This is a genomic window from Streptomyces sp. NPDC001100 (assembly GCF_053598575.1).
The window spans coordinates 43,865-67,934 of record NZ_JBSFKO010000031.1 but is presented as its reverse complement, the minus strand read 5'-3'; the positions used below and the strand labels follow the sequence as shown (position 1 = coordinate 67,934).

Annotated in this window: 23 protein-coding genes and 1 tRNA gene; 8 read left to right on the top strand and 16 right to left on the bottom strand. The window is 71.6% G+C overall.

Annotation, left to right across the window (positions count from 1 at the left end; all coding sequences use genetic code 11):
- The first annotated feature begins 22 nt into the window (after window positions 1–22).
- Window positions 23–1,369, top strand: coding sequence for a vWA domain-containing protein (locus ACWDEW_RS34950; protein ID WP_450518294.1), 1,347 nt, complete (start codon window positions 23–25; stop codon window positions 1,367–1,369).
- A 60-nt stretch (window positions 1,370–1,429) separates the two neighbouring features.
- Window positions 1,430–3,319: an FHA domain-containing protein gene (locus ACWDEW_RS34945; protein WP_450518292.1), complete on the top strand. Its 1,890-nt coding sequence runs from the start codon at window positions 1,430–1,432 to the stop codon at window positions 3,317–3,319.
- Between the two features lie 12 nt (window positions 3,320–3,331).
- Here the strand turns inward: ACWDEW_RS34945 and ACWDEW_RS34940 are convergent, their stop codons facing one another.
- The gene (locus ACWDEW_RS34940; RefSeq protein ID WP_450518290.1) at window positions 3,332–4,297 is read right to left on the bottom strand and encodes a methyltransferase domain-containing protein; all 966 of its coding nucleotides are present in this window, start codon (window positions 4,295–4,297) and stop codon (window positions 3,332–3,334) included.
- A gap of 85 nt (window positions 4,298–4,382) precedes the next feature.
- Between ACWDEW_RS34940 and ACWDEW_RS34935 the strand changes: the two genes are divergently transcribed.
- On the top strand, window positions 4,383–4,787 hold the full coding sequence (locus tag ACWDEW_RS34935) for a globin (RefSeq protein ID WP_093626885.1): 405 nt from the start codon (window positions 4,383–4,385) through the stop codon (window positions 4,785–4,787).
- 91 nt (window positions 4,788–4,878) lie between these two features.
- On the opposite strand, the gene ACWDEW_RS34930 is transcribed toward ACWDEW_RS34935, so the two are convergent.
- The 7 genes from ACWDEW_RS34930 to ACWDEW_RS34900 form a co-directional block, all read right to left on the bottom strand.
- A complete protein-coding gene (locus tag ACWDEW_RS34930; RefSeq protein WP_450518288.1) occupies window positions 4,879–5,547 on the bottom strand; it encodes a hypothetical protein in 669 nt (222 codons plus the stop codon).
- Window positions 5,544–5,957: an acyl-CoA thioesterase gene (locus ACWDEW_RS34925; RefSeq protein ID WP_450518286.1), complete on the bottom strand. Its 414-nt coding sequence runs from the start codon at window positions 5,955–5,957 to the stop codon at window positions 5,544–5,546. The genes ACWDEW_RS34930 and ACWDEW_RS34925 overlap by 4 nt, the downstream gene beginning before the upstream one ends.
- Window positions 5,958–5,962: 5 nt before the next feature.
- Window positions 5,963–7,627, bottom strand: a complete 1,665-nt coding sequence (ettA, locus tag ACWDEW_RS34920; protein WP_450518284.1) for an energy-dependent translational throttle protein EttA — start codon at window positions 7,625–7,627, stop codon at window positions 5,963–5,965.
- Window positions 7,628–7,757: 130 nt separating this feature from the next.
- Entirely contained in the window at window positions 7,758–9,176 is a 1,419-nt protein-coding gene (locus tag ACWDEW_RS34915; RefSeq protein WP_450518282.1) for a Cys-Gln thioester bond-forming surface protein, read from the bottom strand.
- A gap of 288 nt (window positions 9,177–9,464) precedes the next feature.
- Complete coding sequence (locus tag ACWDEW_RS34910; RefSeq protein ID WP_450518280.1) at window positions 9,465–9,947, bottom strand: single-stranded DNA-binding protein; 483 nt, start codon at window positions 9,945–9,947, stop codon at window positions 9,465–9,467.
- Between the two features lie 176 nt (window positions 9,948–10,123).
- Window positions 10,124–12,088, bottom strand: a complete 1,965-nt coding sequence (locus ACWDEW_RS34905) for a GTPase (protein ID WP_450518279.1) — start codon at window positions 12,086–12,088, stop codon at window positions 10,124–10,126.
- Between the two features lie 3 nt (window positions 12,089–12,091).
- Window positions 12,092–13,699 carry a dynamin family protein gene (locus tag ACWDEW_RS34900; RefSeq protein WP_450518277.1) on the bottom strand — a complete coding sequence of 536 codons (1,608 nt, stop codon included), beginning with the start codon at window positions 13,697–13,699 and terminating at the stop codon, window positions 12,092–12,094.
- Window positions 13,700–14,022: 323 nt separating this feature from the next.
- Here ACWDEW_RS34900 and ACWDEW_RS34895 point away from each other — a divergent pair.
- The 3 genes from ACWDEW_RS34895 (at window position 14,023) to ACWDEW_RS34885 (ending at window position 16,922) form a co-directional block, all read left to right on the top strand.
- Window positions 14,023–14,095, top strand: a tRNA-Arg gene (locus ACWDEW_RS34895).
- A gap of 361 nt (window positions 14,096–14,456) precedes the next feature.
- The gene (locus tag ACWDEW_RS34890; protein WP_450518275.1) at window positions 14,457–15,953 is read left to right on the top strand and encodes an APC family permease; all 1,497 of its coding nucleotides are present in this window, start codon (window positions 14,457–14,459) and stop codon (window positions 15,951–15,953) included.
- Between the two features lie 9 nt (window positions 15,954–15,962).
- On the top strand, window positions 15,963–16,922 hold the full coding sequence (locus ACWDEW_RS34885) for a D-2-hydroxyacid dehydrogenase family protein (RefSeq protein WP_450518273.1): 960 nt from the start codon (window positions 15,963–15,965) through the stop codon (window positions 16,920–16,922).
- A gap of 61 nt (window positions 16,923–16,983) precedes the next feature.
- On the opposite strand, the gene ACWDEW_RS34880 is transcribed toward ACWDEW_RS34885, so the two are convergent.
- Entirely contained in the window at window positions 16,984–17,523 is a 540-nt protein-coding gene (locus tag ACWDEW_RS34880; RefSeq protein ID WP_450518272.1) for a DUF2087 domain-containing protein, read from the bottom strand.
- Window positions 17,524–17,721: 198 nt separating this feature from the next.
- Here ACWDEW_RS34880 and ACWDEW_RS34875 point away from each other — a divergent pair, with 198 nt between their 5' ends.
- On the top strand, window positions 17,722–18,024 hold the full coding sequence (locus tag ACWDEW_RS34875; RefSeq protein ID WP_362970039.1) for a chaplin: 303 nt from the start codon (window positions 17,722–17,724) through the stop codon (window positions 18,022–18,024).
- Window positions 18,025–18,116: 92 nt separating this feature from the next.
- Here ACWDEW_RS34875 and ACWDEW_RS34870 read toward each other — a convergent pair whose 3' ends face one another.
- The 7 genes from ACWDEW_RS34870 to chpG all read right to left on the bottom strand — a co-directional run bounded on the left by ACWDEW_RS34870 (window position 18,117) and on the right by chpG (window position 22,710).
- Window positions 18,117–18,983 (bottom strand): tyrosinase family protein, encoded by an 867-nt coding sequence (locus tag ACWDEW_RS34870; protein ID WP_450518271.1) that lies wholly within the window; start codon window positions 18,981–18,983, stop codon window positions 18,117–18,119.
- The gene (locus ACWDEW_RS34865; protein WP_450518270.1) at window positions 18,967–19,410 is read right to left on the bottom strand and encodes a tyrosinase family oxidase copper chaperone; all 444 of its coding nucleotides are present in this window, start codon (window positions 19,408–19,410) and stop codon (window positions 18,967–18,969) included. The genes ACWDEW_RS34870 and ACWDEW_RS34865 overlap by 17 nt, the downstream gene beginning before the upstream one ends.
- Window positions 19,411–19,578: 168 nt before the next feature.
- Window positions 19,579–20,097: a hypothetical protein gene (locus tag ACWDEW_RS34860; protein ID WP_450518268.1), complete on the bottom strand. Its 519-nt coding sequence runs from the start codon at window positions 20,095–20,097 to the stop codon at window positions 19,579–19,581.
- Window positions 20,098–20,260: 163 nt separating this feature from the next.
- The gene (locus ACWDEW_RS34855) at window positions 20,261–20,758 is read right to left on the bottom strand and encodes a DUF5949 family protein (protein ID WP_450518267.1); all 498 of its coding nucleotides are present in this window, start codon (window positions 20,756–20,758) and stop codon (window positions 20,261–20,263) included.
- Between the two features lie 126 nt (window positions 20,759–20,884).
- Complete coding sequence (locus ACWDEW_RS34850; protein WP_019065677.1) at window positions 20,885–21,175, bottom strand: hypothetical protein; 291 nt, start codon at window positions 21,173–21,175, stop codon at window positions 20,885–20,887.
- Window positions 21,176–21,403: 228 nt separating this feature from the next.
- Window positions 21,404–22,198, bottom strand: a complete 795-nt coding sequence (locus ACWDEW_RS34845; protein ID WP_450518264.1) for a hypothetical protein — start codon at window positions 22,196–22,198, stop codon at window positions 21,404–21,406.
- 272 nt (window positions 22,199–22,470) lie between these two features.
- Window positions 22,471–22,710, bottom strand: a complete 240-nt coding sequence (chpG, locus tag ACWDEW_RS34840) for a chaplin ChpG (RefSeq protein WP_266768802.1) — start codon at window positions 22,708–22,710, stop codon at window positions 22,471–22,473.
- 254 nt (window positions 22,711–22,964) lie between these two features.
- Here chpG and ACWDEW_RS34835 point away from each other — a divergent pair, with 254 nt between their 5' ends.
- Window positions 22,965–24,047 (top strand): DUF3344 domain-containing protein, encoded by a 1,083-nt coding sequence (locus ACWDEW_RS34835; RefSeq protein ID WP_450518262.1) that lies wholly within the window; start codon window positions 22,965–22,967, stop codon window positions 24,045–24,047.
- Window positions 24,048–24,070 lie beyond the last annotated feature (23 nt).

Sequence of the window (24,070 nt, the reverse complement as noted above, 5' to 3'; positions counted from 1 at the left end):
CTTGAGGGGGATCAGAGTAGGCATGGCCAATTTCTCGAAGTCGAACGTGCCGCAGTTCTCGGTGGACGTGTACCAGAACGAGTACCTGCCCGAGGGCGGCCGTGAGGTCAACGCGATCGTCACCGTGACCTCGACCGGCGGCGGCACCGTGGGGAGCGCGGTCGCCGCGCCCCATCTGTACGCGCCCGGTCAGGGCCCGGACGCGGCCGTCGCGATCATGGTCGACTGTTCGGGGTCGATGGACTACCCGCCGACCAAGATGCGCAACGCCCGGGACGCCACCGCCGCCGCGATCGACACCCTGCGCGACGGGGTGCACTTCGCGGTGATCGGAGGCACCCACATCGCCAAGGAGGTGTACCCGGGCGGCGGCGCGCTCGCGGTCGCCGACTCCAGGACCCGCGACCAGGCCAAGCAGGCGCTGCGCAAGCTGAGCGCGGGCGGCGGCACCGCGATCGGTACCTGGCTGCGCCTCGCCGACCGGCTGCTGTCCTCGGCGGACGTCTCCATACGCCACGGCATCCTGCTCACCGACGGCCGCAACGAGCACGAGGCGCCGGAGGACCTGAAGGCCGCCCTCGACTCCTGCGCCGGACGCTTCACCTGTGACGCCCGCGGTGTCGGCACCGACTGGGAAGTGAAAGAAGTCACAGGGATCGCCTCCGCTCTGCTCGGCACGGCCGACATCGTCGCCGACCCGGCGAACCTCGCCGCCGACTTCACGAAGATGATGGAGACGGCGATGGGCAAGGAGGTCGCGGACGTCGCGCTGCGGCTGTGGACGCCGGTGGGCACGGCCATCAAGTTCGTCAAGCAGGTCGCGCCCAGGGTCGAGGAGTTGACCGACCGCCGCACCGAGGCGGGCCCGCGCGCCGGGGACTACCCCACCGGTTCCTGGGGAGACGAGTCCCGTGACTACCACGTCTGCGTCGAGGTCCCCGAGGCCGGCATCGGCCAGGAGATGCTCGCCGCCCGGGTCTCGCTGGTGGTTCCGCAGCCCGACGGAAGTTTCCAGAACCTGGGCGCCCAGGGGCTGGTGAAGGCCGTGTGGACCGACGACATGGTGGCGTCCACCTCCATCAATCCGCAGGTCGCGCACTACACCGGCCAGGCCGAACTGGCGGAAGTCATCCAACAAGGGCTCGATCTCCGCAAATCGGGAGATGTCGACGGAGCAACGGCCAAACTGGGGCGGGCGGTTCAGCTCGCCAGCGTCTCCGGAAACGCGGATACTGCGAAACTGCTTGCGAAGGTGGTGGACGTGGTCGACGCCGCGGCAGGTACTGTGCGACTGAAGGCGAAGGTCGCGGAGGCCGACGAGATGACTCTCGAGACACGGTCCACAAAGACTGTTCGTGTAAAGAAGTGACCTAGCCGGCACCACCCGTGAGACCTAGAACGACCCTGTGAGAAAGGGGGACGCGCCGACATGCCGACCTGCCCGAACGGACACCAGTCGGGTTCCGACGACTGGTGCGAGGTCTGCGGTCACCGCATGGCCGGTGCCGTACCCCCGCCCCCTCCACCGCCCCCCGGCGGCGGCTACGGCTTCCCGCCGCCCGCGCGCCCCGGCAACGGGCCGAGTGCCGAGGCCGAGCTCTGCCCGCAGTGCCGCACGCCCCGTGAGGGCGGTGCGCCCTTCTGCGAGGAGTGCCGGTGGAACTTCCTCACCAACACGGCGACCTCCTACACCCCGGCGGCCCCGCGCCCGTCGAACCCCGGCCCGAGCCCGGCGGCCCGCTTCCAGCAGCCGCCGCCCGGTCCGACGTACGGCGGTGACTCCTACGAGTACCAGGGCTCGCGCCCCTCGCAGATGAACCGTCCGGCCGAGCCGATACCCCCCTTCGGCAGCGAGCCGACCAACCGGTCGGGGAGGCCGGGGAGTGCGGGTGGTCCCGGAGGACCCGGGGGCGCTGGTGGTCCTGGGAGTCCGAACGGCCCCGGTGGTTTCGGTGGGGAGCGGCAGCAGGGTGGGCCCGGCGGTCCGGGCGGGGCGCAGGGCTTCGGCGGCGAACGGCCAGGCGGACCGGGCAGTCCCGGTGGCCCGGGCGCGCAGGGCTTCGGCGGTGAGCGGCAGGGCGGCCCCGGTGGGCCTGGTGGTCCCGGCGGCCAGGGTTCGCAGGGCTTCGGCAATGAGCGGCAGGGTGGCCCCGGCGGCTCCCAGGGCTTCGGCGGCGAGCGGCAGGGCGGTCCTGGCGGTCCGTCGGGCTTCGGCGGGGAACGTCAGGGCGGTGGCCCGGGCGGCTCCTCCGGCTTCGGTGGTGAGCGCCAGGGCGGCGGTCCCGCGCCCTTCGGCGGCAACGACCCGTCCGGTCCGCCACGGCCCTTCGGCAGTGACCCCGCAGGCCCGCCTCCTCCCCCTCCCTTCGGCAACGAGGCGTCCGGTCGGCGGCCGTTCGGCAATGAGCAACCCCCGGGCCCCGGCGGCCAGTTCGGCAACGAGCGCCCCGGTCAGGGCGACTTCGGCGGTGGCCGTCCCGGTGCGTTCGGCGGCGAGCGGCAGGGCGGCGGCCCCGGCGGCGCGCAGGGCTTCGGCGGCGACCCGTCCGGTCCGCCGCGGCCGTTCGGCAACGAGCCCTCGAACCCGCGGGGTCCCTCCAACTTCGGCCCCGACCCCTCGCGGCCGGTCCCGCCGCCCGGACCCACACCCCCCGCGGGCCCGGGTCAGACCAGCGGCGCCCCGCAGGCCTTCCAGCAGTCCGCCCCGCCGGCCCCGCCCGGATTCCCGCAGGAGACGAGCCGTCCGCAGCAGGGCGGCCCGTCCTTCGGCGGCGGTGACGACGACTGGGTGATCTCCCCGCCGACCCCCGGCTCCCCGGGCGGTCCCGGCGGTCCCGGACAGGGCGGCTACGGCTACCCGCAGCCCGGTTCCACCCAGGCCCCGCCCCCGCCCCGCCCGGCGTACCAGCAGCCGACGACCTGGCTGGCGACGATCGGCCCGGACCGCGAGTACTTCATGGCGATGATGCAGCGCTCGGGCCCGGAGGCCGCGGGTCTCAACCTGCCCGCGTACTCCCCCGAGCAGCAGCGCCAGCTCACCGGCAACCAGATCACCATCGGCCGCCGCCGGCACTCCACCGGCGAGTCCCCCGACATCGACCTGTCGGTGCCGCCGGAGGACCCGGGCGTCTCGCACCAGCACGCGGTACTGGTCCAGCAGCCCGACGGCAGCTGGGCGGTCGTCGACCAGAACTCGACGAACGGTACGACGGTCAACGGCGGCGAGGAGCCCATCCAACCCTTCGTCCCGGTGCCCTTGCAGGACGGGGACCGGGTGCACGTGGGCGCGTGGACGACGATCACGGTCCGCAGGGGCTGAGGCCGGGACCGGTCAGCGGAGGGGCCAGCGGTACGGCCCCTCCGGATCGTCCAGCCACGCCCGCACCCGGCCGCCCTCGACCGTGACGCCGTAGCGCTCGCGCCCGGGCCGCAGCTCGCGCTCCCACAGCTCGTGCGCGTCCTGCGGGTCGAGGGTGCCGTGCGTGAGGGTGAGCAGGAAGCGGAGGAGTTCGTGGTCGGCGGACCGGTGCGGGATCTCGTCCGCCGGGTCGGGACCGGTGCCGCGCAGGGGCACGAAGTACGCGGCGGTGTCCAGGAAGCGGCCCTCGGCGTACTCCGCGTCCCGCACGGTGAGCGCGATCAGTCCGGTGGCGAGCGGGGCCAGGATCCGGGCGCCGGGGCTGCACCGGGCGAGCCAGGCGGGCGGCACCGAGGGCAGGGCGCAGGTCGCGATGATCCGGTCGTAGGGCGCGTGTTCGGGGACTCCGCGGGCGCCGTCGCCGGTGACGACTCTCGGGCGGTACCCGGCGTCGGCGAGATGGGCGCGCGCGGACTCGGTGATCTCCGGTTCCAGGTCGACGGTGGTCACCAGGCCGTCGCCGAGCCGGTGGGCCAGCAGCGCCGCGTTGTAGCCCGTGCCCGCTCCGATCTCCAGCACCCGGCAGCCGTCCGTCACCGCCAGTTCGACGAGCATCCTGGCCATCAGCGAGGGCTGGCTGCTGGACGACACCAGTTCCCCGTCGCGCAGCCGGGTGGCCAGCGGGGCGTCGGCGTACACCCCGCGCAGCCAGCGCTCCCGGACGCGCGGATCGGGACTGCCGGCCCACAGCCGCTCGTAGCCGCCGGCCACACCGACGTAGTAGTACGGCACGAAGAGGTGCCGCGGCACCGCCTCGAACACCGCCCGCCACCCCGGGTCCGCGTCCCACACCCCGCTCAGCCCGATCCGCCGCACCAGCTCCGCCCGCGCGGGGCCGGCCACGGCGTCCAGTTCCCTGCCGAGAGCGTGCGCGCCCATACCTCCACTGTCCTGCGGTCCGGCCGGAGAGGCGAGCGGTCCTAAGTCCGAAGTCCTCCGCCACGGCGTCTGAGACCATGGGAGCGTGAAAGAGATTCGGCGCGGCACGCTTCAGGAGCAGACCTTCTACGAGCAGGTCGGCGGGGAGGAGACCTTCCGTCGGCTCGTTCACCGTTTCTACGAGGGTGTCGCCGGGGACCCGCTGCTGAAGCCCATGTATCCGGAGGAGGACCTGGGCCCGGCCGAGGAGCGCCTGACCCTCTTCCTGATCCAGTACTGGGGCGGTCCCACGACGTACAGCGACAACCGCGGCCACCCGCGACTGCGCATGCGCCACGCCCCGTTCCAGGTCGACAGGGCCGCGCACGACGCCTGGCTGAAGCACATGCGGGTCGCCGTCGACGAACTCGGCCTGTCCGAGGAGCACGAGCACACGCTGTGGAACTACCTGACGTACGCGGCCGCCTCGATGGTGAACACAGAGGGCTGAGCACAGCAGGCCGAGCACCGCAGGCTGAGCACGGCAGGCCGAACGCGGAGGGCTGAACGCCCTTCGCCGCGCGGGGAGTCGGACGGCGCGCTCAGCGCACGCTGACGCCGAGTGCGCCGACTCCCGCCCTGCGTACGGCGATCGAGCCGTACGGCGTGCGCAGCCGCAGCCAGGCACCGGACGAGAAGAGGCCCGGCTCCCCGCCGGGGCGCAGGAATCCGAGCGACTGGGCGGCGTGCACCGCACGCACCGGCAGCGAGGTCTCCCCGACCGTGCGGGACCAGATCTCCCGCCCTATGCGGTCGAGTTCGGTGCGGGTACGCCCCTCGGGCGCCAACTCCTGCGTACGGGACCGGAATTCGGCGACCCCGGCGGCGATCATCCCGCGCAGCGCCTGCGGTCCGGGCAGCCCGGACTCGGGAGCCCAGCCGCCGCGCGGCGGCAGCACCCCGGCCCACGGCGGGCCGGTCACCGCGGCCGGCACCCGGGCCGTGGCCGCCGACTCGTCGAGGGATTCCAGGAGTTCACCGGCGGAGACGGTCACGTCGAGCGCGGCGTCGAGGCCGTTCTCGTACGGCTTGGCGAGGCGCACCGCGCGGATGGCGAGCACCTCGAAGGACGGCGGACGCCCGAAGACGGCGAGGGCCGTGCCGGCCGCCTGGAGGCGGACCGCGGCGGCTCGGTCGTAGTGGAGCAGTCGGGAGAGGAAGGCCGCGAGGTCCGCCGCCTCCCCTTCGTCGGCGAGGTGGAGGACCGTCATGCGGCGACGGCCTCCTCCTCGGCGTCGTCCCGGTACCCCTCCAGGAACTCGCGTTCCTCGGCGGTGATCCGGCGCGGCCGTTGTGCCTCGAAGTCGAACGGCACGATGACCGTGGAGGCACGGACGTAGACCTGGTCGCCGTCCTTCACCTCGTAGGTGAGGGTGAAGGACGCCGCCCTGATCTCGGTGACCCACAGCTCGATGTCGACCGGGTGGTGCCGGTGGACGAGCTGGCGTTTGTAGTCGATCTCGTGGCGCGCCACGACCGAGCCCTGCTGGAAGTCCTTGTCCGGGCGGAACAGGAAGTCGATACGGGCTTCCTCCAGGTAGCGGAGGAAGACCACGTTGTTGACGTGGCCGTACGCGTCCATGTCCGCCCAGCGCAGTGGGCAGCGGTAGATGTGGCGCAAGAAGATCAGCCCCGGGTCAGCTTCTTGTAGGTGGCACGGTGCGGACGCGCCGCGTCCGGGCCGAGCCGCTCGACCTTGTTCTTCTCGTAGGACTCGAAGTTGCCCTCGAACCAGAACCACTTGGAGTCACCCTCGTAGGCGAGGATGTGGGTGGCGACCCGGTCCAGGAACCACCGGTCGTGGGAGACGACCACGGCCGCACCCGGGAACTCCAGCAGCGCGTTCTCCAGCGAACCCAGGGTCTCGACGTCGAGGTCGTTCGTCGGCTCGTCGAGGAGGAGCAGGTTGCCGCCCTGCTTGAGGGTGAGCGCGAGGTTGAGGCGGTTGCGCTCACCGCCCGAGAGGACGCCGGCCGGCTTCTGCTGGTCGGGGCCCTTGAAGCCGAACGCGGAGACGTAGGCGCGGGAGGGCATCTCGACCTGGCCGACGTTGATGTAGTCCAGCTCGTCCGAGACGACGGCCCACAGCGACTTCTTGGGGTCGATGTTCTCGCGGCTCTGGTCGACGTAGGAGATCTTGACGGTCTCGCCGACCTTGATGGAACCGGAGTCCGGGGTCTCCAGGCCCTGGATCATCTTGAAGAGGGTCGTCTTGCCGGCGCCGTTCGGGCCAATGACGCCCACGATGCCGTTGCGCGGGAGCGTGAAGGAGAGGTCGTCGATGAGGACCTTGTCGCCGAAGGCCTTGGAGAGGTTGCTGACCTCGACGACGATGGAGCCCAGGCGCGGGCCCGGCGGGATCTGGATCTCCTCGAAGTCCAGCTTCCGCATCTTGTCCGCCTCGGCGGCCATCTCCTCGTAGCGCGACAGACGCGCCTTGGACTTGGCCTGACGCCCCTTGGCGTTGGACCGCACCCAGTCCAGCTCTTCCTTCAGGCGCTTGGCGCGCTTGGCGTCCTTCTGGCCCTCGACCTTGAGGCGGGAGGCCTTCTTGTCGAGGTAGGTGGAGTAGTTGCCCTCGTAGGGGTGGGCGCGGCCGCGGTCGAGTTCGAGGATCCACTCGGCGACGTTGTCCAGGAAGTACCGGTCGTGGGTGACGGCTACGACGGTGCCGGGGTACTTCGCGAGGTGCTGCTCCAGCCACTGGACGGACTCGGCGTCCAGGTGGTTGGTGGGCTCGTCGAGCAGCAGCAGGTCGGGGGCTTCGAGCAGCAGCTTGCAGAGCGCGACGCGGCGGCGCTCACCACCGGAGAGGTTGGTGACGGGCCAGTCGCCGGGCGGGCAGCCCAGGGCGTCCATGGCCTGCTCCAGCTGGGTGTCCAGGTCCCACGCGTTGGCGTGGTCCAGGTCCTCCTGGAGCTTGCCCATCTCGTCGAGCAGGGCGTCGGAGTAGTCGGTCGCCATCAGCTCGGCGACCTCGTTGAAGCGCCTGAGCTTGCCCATGATCTCGGCGGCGCCGTCCTGCACGTTCTCCAGGACCGTCTTCGACTCGTCGAGCGGGGGCTCCTGGAGCAGCATGCCGACGCTGTAACCGGGCGACAGGAAGGCGTCGCCGTTGGAGGGCTGCTCAAGCCCCGCCATGATCTTGAGAACGGTGGACTTACCGGCACCGTTAGGTCCGACCACACCGATCTTCGCGCCGGGCAGGAAGCTCAGCGTCACATCGTCAAGGATGACCTTGTCGCCGTGCGCCTTGCGCGTCTTGCGCATGGTGTAGATGTACTCAGCCAAGAGAAACCGTCCGGCAGCTTGAAATCTGGAGTGGGCAGATGTAGTCCATACTGCCTGACCCCTGCCCCTCGGGGGAAACGCGTATGGACAACGGGGCTGTGAGCTGGGGCTTGGTCGTCTGCCGTACCGCTCAGCCCTGCTGCCCGGGCTTGCGGTCCCGCAGCAGGATCAGGGCCGTGGCGCCGATGCCGACCAGGCCGAGGGCGACGACCGTGATCATCGGGGTGATGGTGGAGCCGCCCGTCTCGGCGAGGTTGGTGTCGGCGGCGGTGCCGCCCACCGTGGCGGGGCTGGGCTCGCTGAGCGTCTGCGTCACGGCGCCGCCCGCGTCGCTCTGCGTCCGGCAGTCGAGGACCCCGGCGAACCGCTTCTCGTAGCCGTGCGGCGCCGTGATCGTGAAGTCGTACGCCTGGTCCTCCTGGAGCGGGATCGTCACCGTCTGGGAGTCCCCGGCGTCGATGCCGTGCTCGACCCCCATGAGATCGAAGGTGAACGTCGCGTCGCCCTCGTTGGCCGCGGTGATGTCCAGGCCGCCCTCGACGCAGTTCTTCCGCGCCGACAGTGCCGGTACGGCCCCCGTCTTCGCCCAGTCCGCGTCGGCGGCCGCGGAGACCGTCGACTCGCTGGAGCCGGCGAGGATCTGCGTCTGGCTCCTGTTCTCCGAGGTGAAGGCCCGGCCGACGGGCACGGTGGTGGAGGCCTGCACGGTCAGCTCGGCCGACCCGTCCGCCGCGTCCTCGGGGACGTCGAAGAAGACCTGGCCGCCGTCCGCCGCTGACGTGACGGCCTTGCCGTCCTTGTCGACGATCCGCACCCCGGTCGTGACGGCGTCCGCGGGCGGTGTCAGCGTCACTCCGTTCGCGTTGGTGTGCACAGTGACCGGGCCGATCCGCTCGCCGGGGTGGCCGGAGACCGCGGGCGGGTCGAGGGTCAGCGAGGCCTGCGGCTCCGCCACGTCACGCGCGCTCTTCTGCAGATAGTCCGCGAGCTTCTCGGCCTGCGGGTCGACCGCGTCGACGTCGGCGCCGTCCGAGTAGCGCCAGATGGCCACCTGGGTGCCGGCCGCCGCGTCGCTCTCGGTCAGGCCCTTGGTGCCGGCCTTCGCGGAGAGCGCCGCGAGGTCGTTCACCTGCGGGTAGGAGTGCTGCAGGATCCAACTGATCCTGCCCGCGCTCTTGTTGGTGCCCAGCGATGTGCCGCTCCACGCGGTCTCGTGGTACTTGGCGTCGCGCTGGGTGGGGTTCCGGAGATCGACGCAGTACGTCTGCAGGGTGCCGCCGCCGTCCACCGACATCTCGAACAGGCCCGCGGAGACCTGCACATCGCTGCCGCCGGCGTCGTGGATCACGGCGTCGCCGTACGTCTTGAGCCCGCCTATCGTGGCCGTCGCCCCGCCCTGGGTCTGCGGTGTCTCGTCGGCGACGGCCAGGCCCGCGCCGGCCAGCACACCGGCGGCGACGAGTCCGCACGCCCAGGTCGCGGCGACGAAGCGCACGGCGCCCCGGCCACGTACTGACAGCGCGGAGAAGACAGACAACGCAGAAGACACGGAATTCCCCTTCGAGCAGGACCCATGGGCGTGGGGGGCGTGGCGTGGTCCCACCAGCAGAATCTGTAGCGCCGAGAGCTGTGCCCGAGCTATGTCCGGCATCCTAGGGACGCGGGCGCACCACGTTCTCCAGTCGGGTGATCCGATAACCGTTCCGAATCGGAATCGTTATCGCCAAGATCACCCGCGAGCGTGGCTTATCGACAAATCCACCGAGCCATTCGGAACGCATTCATCGATAAGCCGCGGAAAAGCCGTAGTTCGATCAGCTCGGGGCATTCACTGACATCACGTCACCGCGACCGGCTCGGCCCGGCGCTGCCGGTCCGGTTGCTCGGTGGCGTCGGCGGAATCCCCGGCCGGGGTCTGCCAGTCGGGCTCGGGCCGGGGCGGAGAGGCCGCCGTGTCCGGCCTGTTGGCCCGCCGGAAGGCAGAGGTGCCGCGCGCCAGGTCGTGGCCGATCGCCACGGCGTCGAGATCCACCGAGGAGCGGTTCGGCTGCCCCTCGCGCGCCTCCTCGCGGACCTTCAACCGGCCCTGGACGAGGACCGGGTCACCGACCGTCAGCGACGCCGCCACGTTCGTGGCCAGCTGCCGATTGGCCCACACCGTGAAGAAGTTGGTGTGGCCGTCCGTCCACGCACTCTTCTCTCGGTCCCAGTAGCGCGAGGTCACCGCGAGCCGGAACCGCGCCGACGGTCCGGTCGCCATGTCCCGGTAGATCGGCTGGGTCGCTACGTTCCCGACCGCGCACACCATCGTCTCGTTCATCGCGTGTCCCTCCCTGACCCGGCCCCGCGAGGCCGGGCGAAAACGCGTACGGGCCCGTCCCGTACGGCTGCAGTCAGACTGCCTCCGCCGAGCCGGGCCCGCTGCGCCCTGTGCACCGCCGCCCACCTGTGGAAAACCTCATCACCCGGACGAGCGAACGACGTTCGGACCGAGGTTCACCCGGCCCCGACCCCGGCCCCCGTGACCCGCGCGTACTGCTCCCGCACCTCCCGGTACCGCAACAGCTCGGCGGCCAGCGGATCGAGCACCCGCGCCCGGCCGCAGCCCGCCGCGGCCTCCCGCAGTCGCCGCTCCGCGTCGAGGCCGTAGCGCCGGGCGGGTCCGCGGGCCGCCATCCGGCAGCTCCACTCGACGAGCGGGCCGCCGATGATGCCGGCCACCATCAGCAGCACCGGCACTCCCAGGTTCGGCGCCATGAACCCGATGATCTGGCCCAACAGCCATAGTCCGCCGACGACTTGGAGGATCGTCATGGACGCCTGCGCCAGTACGGCCGCCGGCCACCACCCCGGCCGCGGTGGGCGCCCCACCGGCAGCCCGGCCCGCGCCGCCAGCTCGTCCAGCGCCTCGGGCAGCCCTTGCGCCCCGCGTACGGCCGCCTCCCGCACCGCCTGCGCCCAGGGCGCGGGCAGCCCACCGGAGGCCCGGTCGGCGACCGTACGGACCGCCTGTTCGACGCGCTGGCGTGCCGTGGCCTCCTCGTCCGGCTGGGCGCGGACGGGCAGTCGGCCGGTGGTCGGTTCGCGCCGGTCGTTGTACCAGCGCCACAGCCGCAGCCAGGGTGTGCCGCAGGCCCGGTTGGCGTTGCGCAGCCAGGCGCGTTCGGCCGCCTCGCCCGCCGCGGTGGCGCCCACCGAGTCCGCGAGCCGCGCGGCGAACTCGTCCCGGGCCTCCTCGCTGAGCCCGGTGCGCCGCCCCGTGGCGTAGACGGGCCGCAGCCGCCAGGCCGCCGCGTCGACATCGGCTGAAATTCGCCGTGCCGCGGCTCCACGATCCGCCACGAACTGGCCCAGAACCTCCCGCAGTTCGGGGATGCCGTCACCGGTGAGCGCGGACAGGGAGAGCACGGTCGCGCCGGGTTCGCCGTACTCCCCCAGGGCGATCCCGTCCTCGTCGAGCAGCCGCCGCAGATCGTCGAGGACCTGGTCGGCCGCCTCCCCGGGGAGCCGGTCGATCTGGTTGAGGACGACGAACATGACCTCCGCGTGGCCCGCCATCGGCCGCAAGTAGCGCTCATGGAGGATCGCGTCGGCGTACTTCTCCGGGTCGACGACCCAGATGACCGCGTCGACGAGGGCCAGCACCCGGTCGACCTGTTCGCGGTGCGCGACGGCCGCCGAGTCGTGGTCGGGCAGGTCCACCAGGACGAGCCCGCGCAACTGGGCCTCCATCTCGGCGCTCTGGAGGGGCCGCCTGCGCAGTCGTCCCGGGATGCCGAGCCGGTCGATGAGGGTGGCCGCGCCGTCGCTCCAGCTGCACGCGATGGGCGCGGCGGTGGTCGGCCGTCGTACGCCGGTCTCCGAAATGGCCACTCCGGCGAGCGCGTTGAAGAGCTGCGACTTGCCGCTGCCGGTGGCGCCCGCGATGGCGACCACGGTGTGCTGCCCGGAGAGCCTGCGCCTCGCGGCGGCCTCGTCGAGGACCCGCCCGGCCTCCGCGAGAGTCCCGCTGTCGAGCCGGGTCCTGGAGAGCCCCACCAGTTCGCGCAGCGCGTCGAGACGGGACCGCAGCGGCCCGTCGTACGCCAACGGGGCCGGGACGTTGGCGGTGTGGTGCGCGGTGTGCGCCGCCTGCCGGGAGGCCCTGATCTCCACGGCGGCGGCCTGCTGCGCGGCGGTGGCCTCGTTGACCCGCCGCGCGATGAGCCCGTCGTCCCAGGAGCCGGTCGATTCCTCGGAGTCGGCCGGGTCCGCGGACTCCCTGGGTTCCGTACGGCTGGAAACGTCGGCCCGCACGCGCGCGTGGTCGTCGGTGTCCTCCGGGTCACCGATTTCCTGTGCGTCCTCTACGGGAGGGGGGTTTTCGGGGCGCTCGTCCTTGGCGTCCGCGGCGCGGCCGTCGTCGGCATGGTCGGCGTGGTCCATCTCGTCCGTGTGGTCCTGGTCAGTGACGGCAGTCACCGGTCACCTCTCCTTCTGCAGTACGGACAGCGCGGCGATGAGTTCGGCCTGGGGTTCGGGGTGCACGTCGAGGGCGTCGAGCGGGGCGAGCCGGCGTTCGCGCTCGGTGTGCACGACCCGGTCCACGTGGTCGTTGAGGAGCCGTCCGGCCCGGTCGCGCAGCCGCAGCGCGCCGTGGGCGCCGATCCGCTCGGCGAGCCCCTCGCCCGCGGAGCGCGCCCTGCGGCCGCCCAGCAGCGCGGTGGCGACGAGGGCGGCGACCACCTCGGGGTCGGGGGCGATGCTCCGTTCGAGGTCGGCGACCTCCTCCTCGGCGTACTCCTCCAGCTCGCGCCGCCACCGTCGCACGGCCATTCCGATGCGGTGCTCGGCGCTCTCCAGCGAGGGGTCGCGGTCGGTGAGTTCGGGGGCGCCCGCGGCCGGTTCACGGCGCCAGGCGTCGTCGACGCGTTCGTCGGCGGCGGTGACGGCGCACAGGAGCAGGGCGGCGAGGCTTTCGGCGAGGGCGTCGAGGAGTTCACCGGCGGAGCAGTCGAGCGGGAAGGCGCGCCAGCGCTTCAAGGCGTCCCCGGCGAGCACGGCCCCGCCCTGCAGACGACCCCGCACGCGCGCGTGCTCGCTGTCGTACGCCCCGTCGACGGCGGCCGTGAGCCGCAGCGCGGCGGCGTACTGGGCGGCGGCGGCACCGGCCAGCTCGGGCATCCGCGACTTCAGCGAGTCGAGGACGCCGTAGGCCGTGCGCGCCATCGACTGGTGCCGGGCACCGGGGTCCTGGGCCTGCTGCACGAGCCAACTCCGCAGTGTCGCCACGGCGCTGGCCGGGAGCAGACCCCCGCCCCAGGCGGACTCGGGGAGTTCGGGCACCGTGAAGCGCGGTACGTCGCCGAGCCCGGCCTTGGCGAGGAGGGCGCCGTACTGCCTGGACACCTCGGACACCACCTGGTGGGGCACCCGGTCGAGGACGGTCACCAGGGTCGCGTTGTGCTCCTTGGCGCTGCGCAGCAGATGCCAGGGCACGGCGTCGGCGTAGCGGGCGGCCGTGGTGACCATCACCCAGATGTCGGCCGCGCAGATCAGTTCGGCGGCCAGCACCCGGTTGTCGGCGACCAGGGAGTCGATGTCGGGCGCGTCCAGGAGGGCGATTCCGCGCGGGAGGGAGTCGGCGGTCTCGACCCGCAACACGCGCATACCGTCCTCACCGGGGAGGAGCAACTCGTCCCCCGGGTCCTGATGGGGCACCCACACGCGCGTGAGGTCGGGCAGCACGCGCATCCCGCTGAACCAGTGATGGTCCTCCGGATGGCAGACGAGCACCGGTGTGCGGGTCGTCGGCCGCAGCACGCCGGCCTCGCTGACCCGGCGCCCCACAAGGGAGTTGACGAGCGTCGACTTGCCCGCGCCGGTGGAACCGCCGACCACGGCCAGCAGGGGCGCTTCGGGCTCTTTCAGGCGGGGCACCAGATAGTCGTCGAGCTGGGCGAGCAGTTCGTCGCGGTTGGCACGCGCGCGTGGAGCCCCCGCGAGGGGCAGCGGGAAGCGTGCGGCGGCGACACGGTCGCGCAGGGCGGAGAGTGCGTCGAGCAGCTGAGGCCGTACGTCCAAGGTCACCACATGTGAAGAATGCCCAATTTTGGGGGAATTCTGAAGCATATGAGCATGTCTGCGCGCCGACAGAACACAACGGACGGAAGGGATGACTGGGGCATGGGCACAGTCCAGGCATAACGAGTGCACAACACCCGTGGCGCGGCGCACCAAAAGCGATGCACGATTCGTACCTGCCTGCGATTATCAGGACCGCTTCACTGAACCTCCACATCGAGCCACGGAGGGGAAGCAACAGGGACAAGGACCCGGGAGCCCTATCCTTGTCCCCGGCAACGTCACGGACCGGCCCACACCCGGGCACACCACGACCGAGGCCACCACACCCGGCCCCCGTAGCTCAGTGGATAGAGCAGGCGCCTTCTAAGCGCTTGGCCGCAGGTTCGAGTCCTGCCGGGGGCGCAAACACCCTCTCACCAGCAAGAGCAGTGAGGGGCTTTTTCATGCCGGGACCCCACAACACCTTGCGGCCAAGCGCCTTGGTGACGCACGGAGTGGCAGCACCCGAATGCCGAACGGACTCGCGCGCACGTCCCGGCCGCCCCACCTCCCCGTCTCCACAGCGCCCCCTCCTCCCCCTCCCCGATCACCCCCACGTTTCCCCCCGATTTCCGTTACGCCCCAATGGACACGTAATGGTCAAGACTTGCCCCCGAACGCTTGTGGGGTTCCCCATGGGCATCGATCATTGGCCGAATCCCGCCCCTCGTCCCCGCAGGAGCCCCCGGTGGCCGCTGGTCAGACAGCTTTTGAGCCGGCCGACATGCCGACCGCAGTACAGACGGAGCGGCAGAAGCTGCGCAAGCACTTCGGCCGTTTCGACATCCTCTTCTTCCTTCTCTGCACCATCGTCGGCGTGGACACGATCGGCACGGTCGCCTCCTCCGGCGCCGAGGCGTTCACCTGGCTCATCGTGTTGGCCGTGGTGTTCTTCATCCCCTCCGCGCTGCTGACCGCCGAGCTCGGCGCCGCGTTCCCGGAGGAGGGCGGCCCCTACATCTGGACGAGCCGCGCCTTCGGCCGCCTCGCGGGCGCCGTCAACAACTTCCTGTACTGGATCACCAACCCGGTCTGGCTCGGCGGCACCCTCGCCGTCGCCGCCGTCACCGCCTTCACGACCTTCTTCAACGACGGCAAGGACCTGAGCACCCCGGCCTTCTACGCCTTCGCCCTCGTCTTCATCTGGGTGGGCGTCCTCGCCGCGATCCTCTCCTTCGACGTCGGCAAGTGGATCCCCACCATCGGCGCCTGGAGCCGCTTCGTCCTCCTCGGCGTCTTCACGGTCACGGTCGTCGTCTACGGCATCGAGCACGGCCTGCACGGTTTCGGCGCCGGCGACTTCTCCCCGACGTACGCCGGCTTCGTACTCCTCGTGCCCGTCCTGATGTTCAACTACGTCGGCTTCGAGCTGCCCAACACCGCGGGCGACGAGATGACCGACGCCCAGAAGGACGTGCCGTACGCGATCTTCCGCAGCGCCGCCCTGTCCGTGCTCCTCTACGCGCTGCCCATCCTCGGCATCCTGCTGGTCCTTCCCGTCAAGGCCATCACCGGCCTAGGCGGTTTCCTCGACGCGATCCGTCAGGTCTTCACCGTCTACGGCGGCGACGTGGCCGCGGACGGCACGGTCACCAGCAGCGGCGCGGGCACGGTGCTCGGGGACATCGCGGCGGTGCTGTTCATCCTCACCGTGCTCTCCTCCGGCGTCACCTGGGTGATGGGCTCCGACCGCGCCCTCGCCGTCTCCGGCTACGACGGCGCCGCGCCCCGCTTCCTCGGTGTCATCTCCAGCCGCTTCGGCACACCGGTCCGGGTCAACATCCTCAGCGGGCTGGTCTCCACGCTCGTCCTGGTCCTGGCCCACGAGCTCACCGACGGCAGCGCGGCCAAGCTCTTCGGCGCCGTCCTCGGCCTCGCCATCTCCACCACGCTCATCAGCTATCTGGGCATCTTCCCGGCCCTCGCGGTACTGCGCCGCAAGGCCCCGGACGTCCCCCGCCCCTACAAGGCACCCGCCCCCGTCCTGATCAGCGTGGTACTCACCCTGCTCATCCTGTTCGCCAGCGTGCAGCTGATCGCCCCGGGAGTCGGTGACCACTGGTTCAGCGGCGCCTACCTCCCGGACGGCTGGACCCACGCCGAGCGTGTGAAGTACCTCCTCACGGAGGCCGTGCCGCTCGTCGGGTTCATCCTCCTCGGCGTCCTGTTCTGGGCCCTGGGCAAGCCGACCCGCACGGCGAACGCGCTGGCCAAGGAGTAGCGTTTCTCCGTGACCTTGCGCTGTGTTGTCCTGGACGACTTTCAGGACGTGGCGACCGAACTCGCCGACTGGTCGCCCGTCGAGGATGCGGTGGAGGTCGTCAGCCTGCGGGAACACCTCGACGGCGAGGGCGAGTTGACCGCCGCCCTCGCCACCGCCGACATCGTGGTCACCCTGCGCGAACGCGTCCGCTTCCCCGCCTCGCTGTTCGCCCGACTCCCCCGGCTGAAGCTGCTGATCGCCTCCGGCATGCGCAACACGGTCATCGACTACGCCGCCGCCGAGGCGCACGGCGTCACCGTGTGCGGCACGGCAAGCTCCTCGGCCCCGCCCGTCGAACTGACCTGGGCGCTGCTGCTCGGCCTGGCCCGGGGCATCGTCGAGGAGAGCAACTCCCTTCGCACGGGCGGCCCTTGGCAGCAGACGGTCGGCGCCGACCTGCACGGCCGTACCCTCGGACTGCTCGGACTCGGGAAGATCGGCAGCCGGGTGGCCGCGATCGGGCTCGCCTTCGGCATGCGCGTCACCGCGTGGAGCGAGCACCTCACCAAGGAGCGGGCGGACGAGGTGGGCGTCCAACTCGCTTCGTCCAAGGAGGAGTTGCTCGCGGACAGCGACTTCGTCTCGGTCCACCTGGCCCTCGGCGACCGCACCCGCGGGCTCCTGGGCCCCGCCGAACTCGCCCTCCTCAAGCCGACCGCGTATCTCGTCAACACGTCCCGCGCGGCGATCGTCGACCAGGACGCCCTGCTCGCCGCGCTGCACGAGGGCCGCATCGCGGGCGCCGGAATCGACGTCTTCGACATCGAGCCCCTCCCCGCCGACCACCCGATGCGCACGGCCCCGCGGCTGCTCGCGACACCCCACCTCGGCTATGTGTCGCACGCCAACTACACGACGTACTACGGCCAGGCCGTCGAGAACATCCGGGCCTACCTGGCGGGTTCGCCCGTACGGCAGCTGCCGTAGAACCAGGCACCCATGCCTCGGCGGCCGTAGAACCGCTCGCCCGCAGGGCAGTTGCCGTGGATCACGCCTCGACGCGCCGGTACATCCCGTCGCCCCGCCGCAGATGGTGCAGGTCCACCAGGTAGCGGCGGAGCGTCACATGGTCGACCTCGCCCTCGTCGCACCAGGCGCGCAGCTTCTCGTTGACGGTCCGCTCGGGGTATTCGACGCCGGGGGCGAAGGTCTGCTCGGCGATGTGCCGGAGCACCACCTGCTTGCGGGTCCACTGGGCGGGGAGGCGGATCAGCCGGCCGCCCCGGACGAAGGTCCGCAGGATCATGTCGGTGTGCTCGTCGCCGGTGACCGGGCCGTCCTCGGCGGGCTCCCCGCCCTCGCGCGCGAGGTTCCTGAACAGGTCGTAGTCGACGCGGAGTTCGCCGTCGTCCATGGTCTTCACCACGCCCTGCTCGCGCAGCTTCAGCAGGGCGAGGGCCGTGCCTTTCGGGGTCAGTCCGGCCACCTCGGCGACCTGCTCGGTGGTCTCCGCGCCCAGGGCCACCGCCGCGAAGGCACGTACGCGGTTCTGCTCGGCGAACAGACGGAACAGTTGGTCGGTTGCCATGCCGGGAGGCTAATCGACGCGCAGCCGCCGGCAACACCGAATTACCCGCCGTCGAACATCCACTCCCGGCGCTCGAAGTCCTGTTCAAAACGGGTGATCTCCCGGTCGGCGCCGTTACCAGGCATGGGCCGCCGCGTTGAACCCGAAGTGCGACGGCGAGTCCTGCCGCCGCACTCACCGAAACCAAAGGAGAACGTGATGTCTCGCATCGCGAAGGCGGCCGTGGTCGCTCTCGGCACGGGCGCCGTGGCGCTCGGCGGCGCCGGTCTGGCCATGGCGGACGCGGGCGCGCAGGGTGCGGCCGTCGGTTCGCCCGGCGTCCTGTCGGGCAACGTCGTGCAGGTGCCGGTGCACATCCCGGTCAACGTCTGCGGCAACACCGTCAGCGTGATCGGCCTGCTGAACCCGGCCTTCGGCAACACCTGCGCCAACGTGAGCGACCACGGCAAGGGCGGCCACCCCGGCCCGGGCGGCTACGGCGACAACGGCTACGGCCACTGATTCGACCGCACACGCGGACGGACGTACGCGAAGAGCCCCGGCACCTCAGGCGCCGGGGCTCTCCCCGTGTCTCCCGCTCCCCACCCCGCCGGTCAGGCGTACCGGTAGATCCTGCTCACGTCCTCCAGCTGCTCCGGTGTCACGTCCCACGGCGGCATCCGCTGCTGCCGTGCCACGATCCGCCTCTCCTGGTCGTCGCCCGGCCCCGGCGGCCTCGCCGGCAGATAGCGGGCGCCGCGGTGCCGGTTCTGCCAGCGGGACCACTGGAGGTCGATGAAGGCGTGGTGCAGCCAGAACACCGGGTCGTTGACGGAGGCGCCGCCGAGCATCACGCCCCCGACCCACTTGTGGACCCGGTTGTGATTGCGCCAGGACGCGCTGCCGGACCCGGTGCCCCACCCTTCGAGCCGGTTGCGGAACCCGGTGCGGGAGGTCGAGTCCCAGGGCGCGGTGTCGTAGACGGGGTCGGCCAGCGCCCCGTCCAGGTCGCTCTTCGTCGGCAGCGCGATCGGGGCACCGGCCCGGCCGAGGTCCCGGGTGAGGTACGGCTCGTCGGTGATCCCCTCCTTGATCGTCCAGTTGCCCGCCGTGTAGGCGAACGGCCCGGTCGTCACCTGGTGGTCGGAGCGCCGCCCGGTGCCACCGAGCAGGTCCTTCGTCCAGGGCAGGGCGGTCGCGGAGCGGTCCCGCGTCCAGTCCCAGTAGGGCACCGTCACCGAGGAGTCGACCCGGCGCAGCGCCCGCTCCAGGTCCAGCAGGAACTGCCGGTGCCAGGGCAGGAAGGAGGGCGCCATGTGCGCGGAGCGCAGTCCGTACTCCCCGTCGGGCACGAAGTACTCGATGTGCGTGCGCACGAACTCGTCGTACTCGCCCCGCCGTTTGATCTCAAGGAGCGCCGCCACGAACCGCCGTTTCTCGGCGGCGGTGAGTGTGCTGACGTCCTTACGCGTGTACGCCATGGTCTCCCCCCATGTGCATCTGCTCCGTCGGCCCGTCCGCCTCGCGCAGTTCACGGCCGGGGCTCAACTCGTCGACGGCGGCGCGGGTCGCCTCCAGGGCGGTGGGATACGAGCGGTAGTGGTCGACCATGCTCAGCCAGGTGCCGTCGGCCCGCCGCATGAGATGCAGCGGCCGCCCGTCGACCGTCACCTGCCAACCGCCCTTCAGCACACCGCGGATACGACGTCCCCGGTACGTCTCGTCGAAGGCGGTGTCCCCGGGATCCTCACCGGAGCGGGTGGGCCGGGAGGCGGCGACGACCGGCACCAGCGCCACCGCGAGCACCGCACCGAACGCCCCGCGCAGCGCCTCCCGCCGCGTCCTGCGCACCGACCCGGGTCTGACCGGCTCCCGGCCCACGGATACTCCACCGACGCTCACGCTCATGGCCCAACTCCCTCGTCCGTTCCGACCGTTCGAGGGGCTAACCGTCCGACCCCCCGCACGGTCACCGTCCGAAACCACCCATGCCATGCGGAAGGGCCCGGGTCGCACCACCCGGGCCCTCTCCTCCACACTCCGGCGCTACGACCGCCTTCGTTCCCTCGCTACGGCCTAGAGGCCCGCGCCGGTGACCAGGTCCGCGCCCGGCACGGTCTGCAGGACCGGGGCGAGGACGCCCGCCTGGGGCGCCTTCAGGTCCGGGAGGCCGAAGTTGTCGGGGTTGGGCGGGGTCAGCGGGGCGTCCAGGGCGAGGCCCGGGGCCAGCGTGCGCAGGTCGGAGGCGGGGGTGCTGACGCCGATGTGGTCGAAGCCGTCACCGAGGACGTGCGGCAGCGGGGCGCGCAGGCCGATGCCGGGCAGGCCGCCGTGGACCGGGAGCTGGGGCAGCGCGTGCTCCGGGATGAGCCGGCCCTCGACGTACCGCGGGCCATCGGGGGTGCCCGGCATGGGCACCGGGATCTCGCCGCCCAGCTTGGGGAGTTCCATGCCGAGGGCGCTCTCCGCGCCCCCCAGGGGCACGGGCACCGGGACCGTGCCGAGCGCGGCGGCGGGGGTCGCGGCGGCGGCGCCGGTCGCGGCCGCCACGGCCGTGATGACGGCGGCGATGGTTCCTCGGGTGGTCGACTTCATCGTGAGTACGGTCCCTTTCGGAATTCGGAGGCTCTGTGTGCTGACCGGGTAACGATCCCGGGAAGAGGACCAGTTCAAGATTCCCCCGGGTGCCGCAGTAATCAGCTTTTCCCGAATTCCCATCAGCGGGCCGGAACCGGTGTTCCCGCCCGCTGTCCGGTCGTCAGCCGCGCAGGCTGCGGGCGGGCAGGACGACGTGCGCGGCGGCGGTCAGGGTCTCCTCGGCGCCCGCGAACTCGGCCAGCGCCTCGGGGGTGACGGGCTTGCCCGGCTCGGCCTCGGGCCAGGGGCGGGTGGTGAACACCAGGTAGGCGAAGCCGCGTTCGCCGACCGCCGCGAGCCACTCGGGCGGCGGCACGCACTGGGCGTTGAGCTGCGGCATGTTGAGGACGGCCTGCCCGGACTCGACGAGCATGGTGATCGGCAGGCTGGGCCGGGATGCTCCGTCGACGACGTCGCCGCCGACCGGGAGTCCGTTGTCGGTCAGCAGTCGTTCCACCGCGGCGCTTGCGGCCTCGGGGCCGTCCGCGGCGTCGCCCAGGGTGTAGGCGAGGAGGTAGGGCATGTCCCCGTCGGGGGCCTCGCCGCTCCACGCCAGGACGACGAGGGTGCCGAGGTCGGCGACGCGGAAGGGGCGCGTTTCGCTTGAGGTTGAGGTCACCGCGCGACCTTATCGACGGGCCGGAAGGCCACCGGACGCGTTCTCACCCGTCCGGCCGATGGCGCGGTCGACCCGCCACACGAACGAGGGACGCCTCGCGACGCCCCTCGAACACCACCGGCGAGCTCAGCCCTGCAGCGGCAGACCGCCGAGCAGCGGGTTGTGCTGGTTCAGCGCGCCGGCCGCACCCTTGACGGTGCTGAGCGGGGACTGCTTGTTCTCGGTGTCGAGCGCGTCCGACTGGTGCTGCAGCGGCATCACGTCGACGGGCTGGATCCGGCCACTGGTGAGGGTGTTGACGGCGCCGGTGAGGCTGGTGGGCGTCACGTCGGCGGGGCTGTAGGCGAACGCGGGCGCGGCGGCACCGGCGAGGGCGACGGACCCGGCAACGACAGCGGCAGCCTTCAGGGACTTCATCGTGTTCCTTTCTTCGGCAACTCATGTCACCAGAGGGAATTCTGTCGCCGTGTGTAACGAGTTCCGGCCGGGCCGGAAACCCGTGCGCAGAAACTTTCTGCTCCCCCACCCGAATGCGGTGTGTGTCTCATCGGCGTTTCTCATCCTCATATGAAAAGGCCGTTGGGCCGGTCCCGGAAAGGATCGACCCAACGGCCTTTCTACGGCTGTTCGCCTCGGCTGTCCGCCTCACACTCCCGGAACCGCGGGCACCGCCGGCAGGGCCGGTGCCGCGGGCACCGCGGGAAGCGAGGACGTGGACGGCAGCGCGGAGGTGGACGGCAGTGCGGGCAGCGCCGGCAGACCGGCCAGGCTCGGCGCGGGCAGCCCGCCGCCCAGCAGCGTGGCCGCGACCACGTTGACGAGGCCCGTCACCACACCGGTGACCGCCGGGACGACCGCGCCGACATCGCCGGAGGTGACGGCGGTGAGCAGGCTGGCGACCGCTTTCTGCAGAGAGGCGAGGGCGTCCCCGGCGAGGTCGGCGGGCGCCTTCTTCCCCTTGGAGTCGTCACCGCTCCTCGGCAGCGCGGGCAGGGCGGGAGTCGCGGGGAGAGCGGGGGTGGCGGGCAGCGCGGGCGTCGCCGGAACGGCCGGAACCGCCGGTACAGCGGGGGCCGCGGGCACGGCCGGGGCCGCGGGAACCGCCGGAGCGGCCGGAGCCGCCGCGGTGATCTTGGCGACGGCCTCGTTGACGGCGTCGACGAGCTTCTGCGCCTGGTCGGCGGAGAGTTGGCCGTTGTCGGCCTTGAGCACCTGGTTGAGCAGGTCGGTGACCGGGGTGAGCACGCTGCCGACATTGCCGAGGCCCTTGACCTGGGCGAGCAGCCCGTCGGCTCCAGGGACCGGCACGCTCGACGCGGCGTGGACGTGCTTCCGCGCCGAGTCGTTGTCGGCCGCGACGGCCGCGGGGCCGGCGATTCCGATCAGGACGGTGGCGCAGAGTACGGAGGACGCGATGCGCCGTGCGGGCAGACCACGCATGGGGTGTTCCTTTCGGTGGTGCTTTCGGATCTTGAGCCCACCGTGAAAGCGCTCACCACCATCTGCAACCGGTCGATCGCGCCGGGTGACCGCCCGTCAGCCGTACGGACGACGTCGTGCCTGGTGAGGGCCATGTCAAGACCGGACCGCCGGACCGGCGCCGCTACCGCCCATTCGGGGCAACGGCCTTCGCCGCCGCCCCAACGCCAACCGGCCGTCTCCCCGTGGAAGGACCACGGGGAGACGGCCGGCCGAAGGGATGCGCGCGGACGTCAGCCGTTGACGCAGGTGTTGCCGAACGCGGGGTTCAGCAGACCGATGACGTTGACGGTGTTGCCGCAGACGTTGACCGGGATGTGAACCGGAACCTGGACGACGTTGCCCGACAGCACGCCCGGGGAGTGGGCGGCGGCGCCGTGCGCGTCGCTGTCGGCGGCGGCGATGCCGGCGGTGCCCGCCATGGCGGCGGCGGCAACGGAGGTCAGGACCAGGCCCTTCGCGATACGCGACATGGAGAGGTGCTCCTTGGGGTTGAAACAAACACCCGGGCGGGGATGCCCGGCGCTGTGTCAACGCGCGGCACCCACGGGGGTTGTGCCGCCAATGGGGTGATGTGCCACAGGGTCGAACTTCACCATTCCGACACACTTGTCACGTTTCACCGCATTAATCCGGATAGCTACTAGAGTTGCGCACCTCCCGAAGTACCCCTATAGCCAGCAAATCGCATATAGGGGCCGTACTTCCCGAAAGGGCACCGCCGGTCATGCGCAATTCCCAGGGTCCGCTGCTGCGCCGGGCGTCGACGGTCGCCTTCGCCCTCGCCACGATCTGGGCCCCGGCCGCCTCCGGCGCCTCCGCCCCGCCCGCCGCCGAGACGGAACGCATCCCCCCGGCCCAGCGCTACCAGGCCCTCCAGCACGGCGGCTTCGTCCGCGCGGCCAACACCTCCGTCAGCTGCCGCACCGACTCGGCCGCCTGCCTCTCCGTGCGCGAGGGGGAGGCCGCGGTCAACGGTGACTTCGACATGTTCTACGTGGACGTCGACCGCGATCCCAACACCTACAACTCCTCCCGCGCGGAGGTCCGGCTGCCGGAGGGCGCCCGGGCCACCTACGCACGCCTGTACTGGGGCGGCAACCTCCGGGTGGGCGAGCAGAAGCCGGCCAAGGACAACGGGCGGGTGCTGATCGCGGAGCCCGGCGGCGACTACAAGGAAGTGCTCGCGGACACGGTCGTCGGACACCGGGTGGCGGACGGCGCCGACGCGTTCCAGGCCTCGGCGGACGTCACCAAGCTGGTCCGGGCGAGTGGTTCCGGCCTCTACACGGTGGCCCAGGTCAACACGGCGATGGGGAAGTCGGCGGCCGGCGCGTGGGGCGGCTGGACGCTCGTCGTGGCGTACGAGAAGCAGCAGGAGCCGCTGCGCCGGCTGGAGCTGTGGGACGGGTTCGACGCGCTGAACTCCCGTACCGGCGCGGAGATCCGGTTGCGCGGCCTGCGCACGCCCGCGCACGCCGGGGGACGCGCGGGCGTGGTGGCGTACGACGGGGATCGCGGCCGGACCGGGGATTCGCTCACGCTCTCGACCGGTCGTACGAACGCCACCGCGCTCGGTGACGGCGCCAATCCCCGTGACGACGTGCTGAATTCCACGATCAGCGACCCGGCGGCGGCGCCTTCGGAGCGTGCGCCCGCGTATGCGAACACCCTCGGCTACGACTCCGATGTGTTCGATCTCGGCAAGGCACTGCGTCCGGGCGGTGACCAGCTGGCCTTCCGGCTCGTTTCCCAGCGGGACGCGGCGTGGTTCGGGGCGCTCTTCGTCGCCGTCGACGCCCAGCAGTGAGGCGCGTTCCCGCCCGCAGTCCC

Bases quoted from the DNA above. Each gene is read 5' to 3' on its own strand.
- ACWDEW_RS34870 (WP_450518271.1), bottom strand. From the start codon at position 18,983: ATGGCGTACACGCGTAAGGACGTCAGCACACTCACCGCCGCCGAGAAA.
- ACWDEW_RS34845 (WP_450518264.1), bottom strand. From the start codon at position 22,198: ATGCGTGGTCTGCCCGCACGGCGCATCGCGTCCTCCGTACTCTGCGCC.
- ACWDEW_RS34940 (WP_450518290.1), bottom strand. From the start codon at position 4,297: ATGGGCGCGCACGCTCTCGGCAGGGAACTGGACGCCGTGGCCGGCCCC.
- ACWDEW_RS34875 (WP_362970039.1), top strand. From the start codon at position 17,722: ATGTCTCGCATCGCGAAGGCGGCCGTGGTCGCTCTCGGCACGGGCGCC.
- chpG (WP_266768802.1), bottom strand. From the start codon at position 22,710: ATGTCGCGTATCGCGAAGGGCCTGGTCCTGACCTCCGTTGCCGCCGCC.
- ACWDEW_RS34880 (WP_450518272.1), bottom strand. From the start codon at position 17,523: ATGGCAACCGACCAACTGTTCCGTCTGTTCGCCGAGCAGAACCGCGTA.
- ACWDEW_RS34860 (WP_450518268.1), bottom strand. From the start codon at position 20,097: ATGAAGTCGACCACCCGAGGAACCATCGCCGCCGTCATCACGGCCGTG.
- ACWDEW_RS34835 (WP_450518262.1), top strand. From the start codon at position 22,965: ATGCGCAATTCCCAGGGTCCGCTGCTGCGCCGGGCGTCGACGGTCGCC.
- ACWDEW_RS34910 (WP_450518280.1), bottom strand. From the start codon at position 9,947: ATGAACGAGACGATGGTGTGCGCGGTCGGGAACGTAGCGACCCAGCCG.
- ACWDEW_RS34865 (WP_450518270.1), bottom strand. From the start codon at position 19,410: ATGAGCGTGAGCGTCGGTGGAGTATCCGTGGGCCGGGAGCCGGTCAGA.
- ACWDEW_RS34945 (WP_450518292.1), top strand. From the start codon at position 1,430: ATGCCGACCTGCCCGAACGGACACCAGTCGGGTTCCGACGACTGGTGC.
- ACWDEW_RS34890 (WP_450518275.1), top strand. From the start codon at position 14,457: ATGCCGACCGCAGTACAGACGGAGCGGCAGAAGCTGCGCAAGCACTTC.
- ACWDEW_RS34930 (WP_450518288.1), bottom strand. From the start codon at position 5,547: ATGACGGTCCTCCACCTCGCCGACGAAGGGGAGGCGGCGGACCTCGCG.
- ACWDEW_RS34950 (WP_450518294.1), top strand. From the start codon at position 23: ATGGCCAATTTCTCGAAGTCGAACGTGCCGCAGTTCTCGGTGGACGTG.
- ACWDEW_RS34850 (WP_019065677.1), bottom strand. From the start codon at position 21,175: ATGAAGTCCCTGAAGGCTGCCGCTGTCGTTGCCGGGTCCGTCGCCCTC.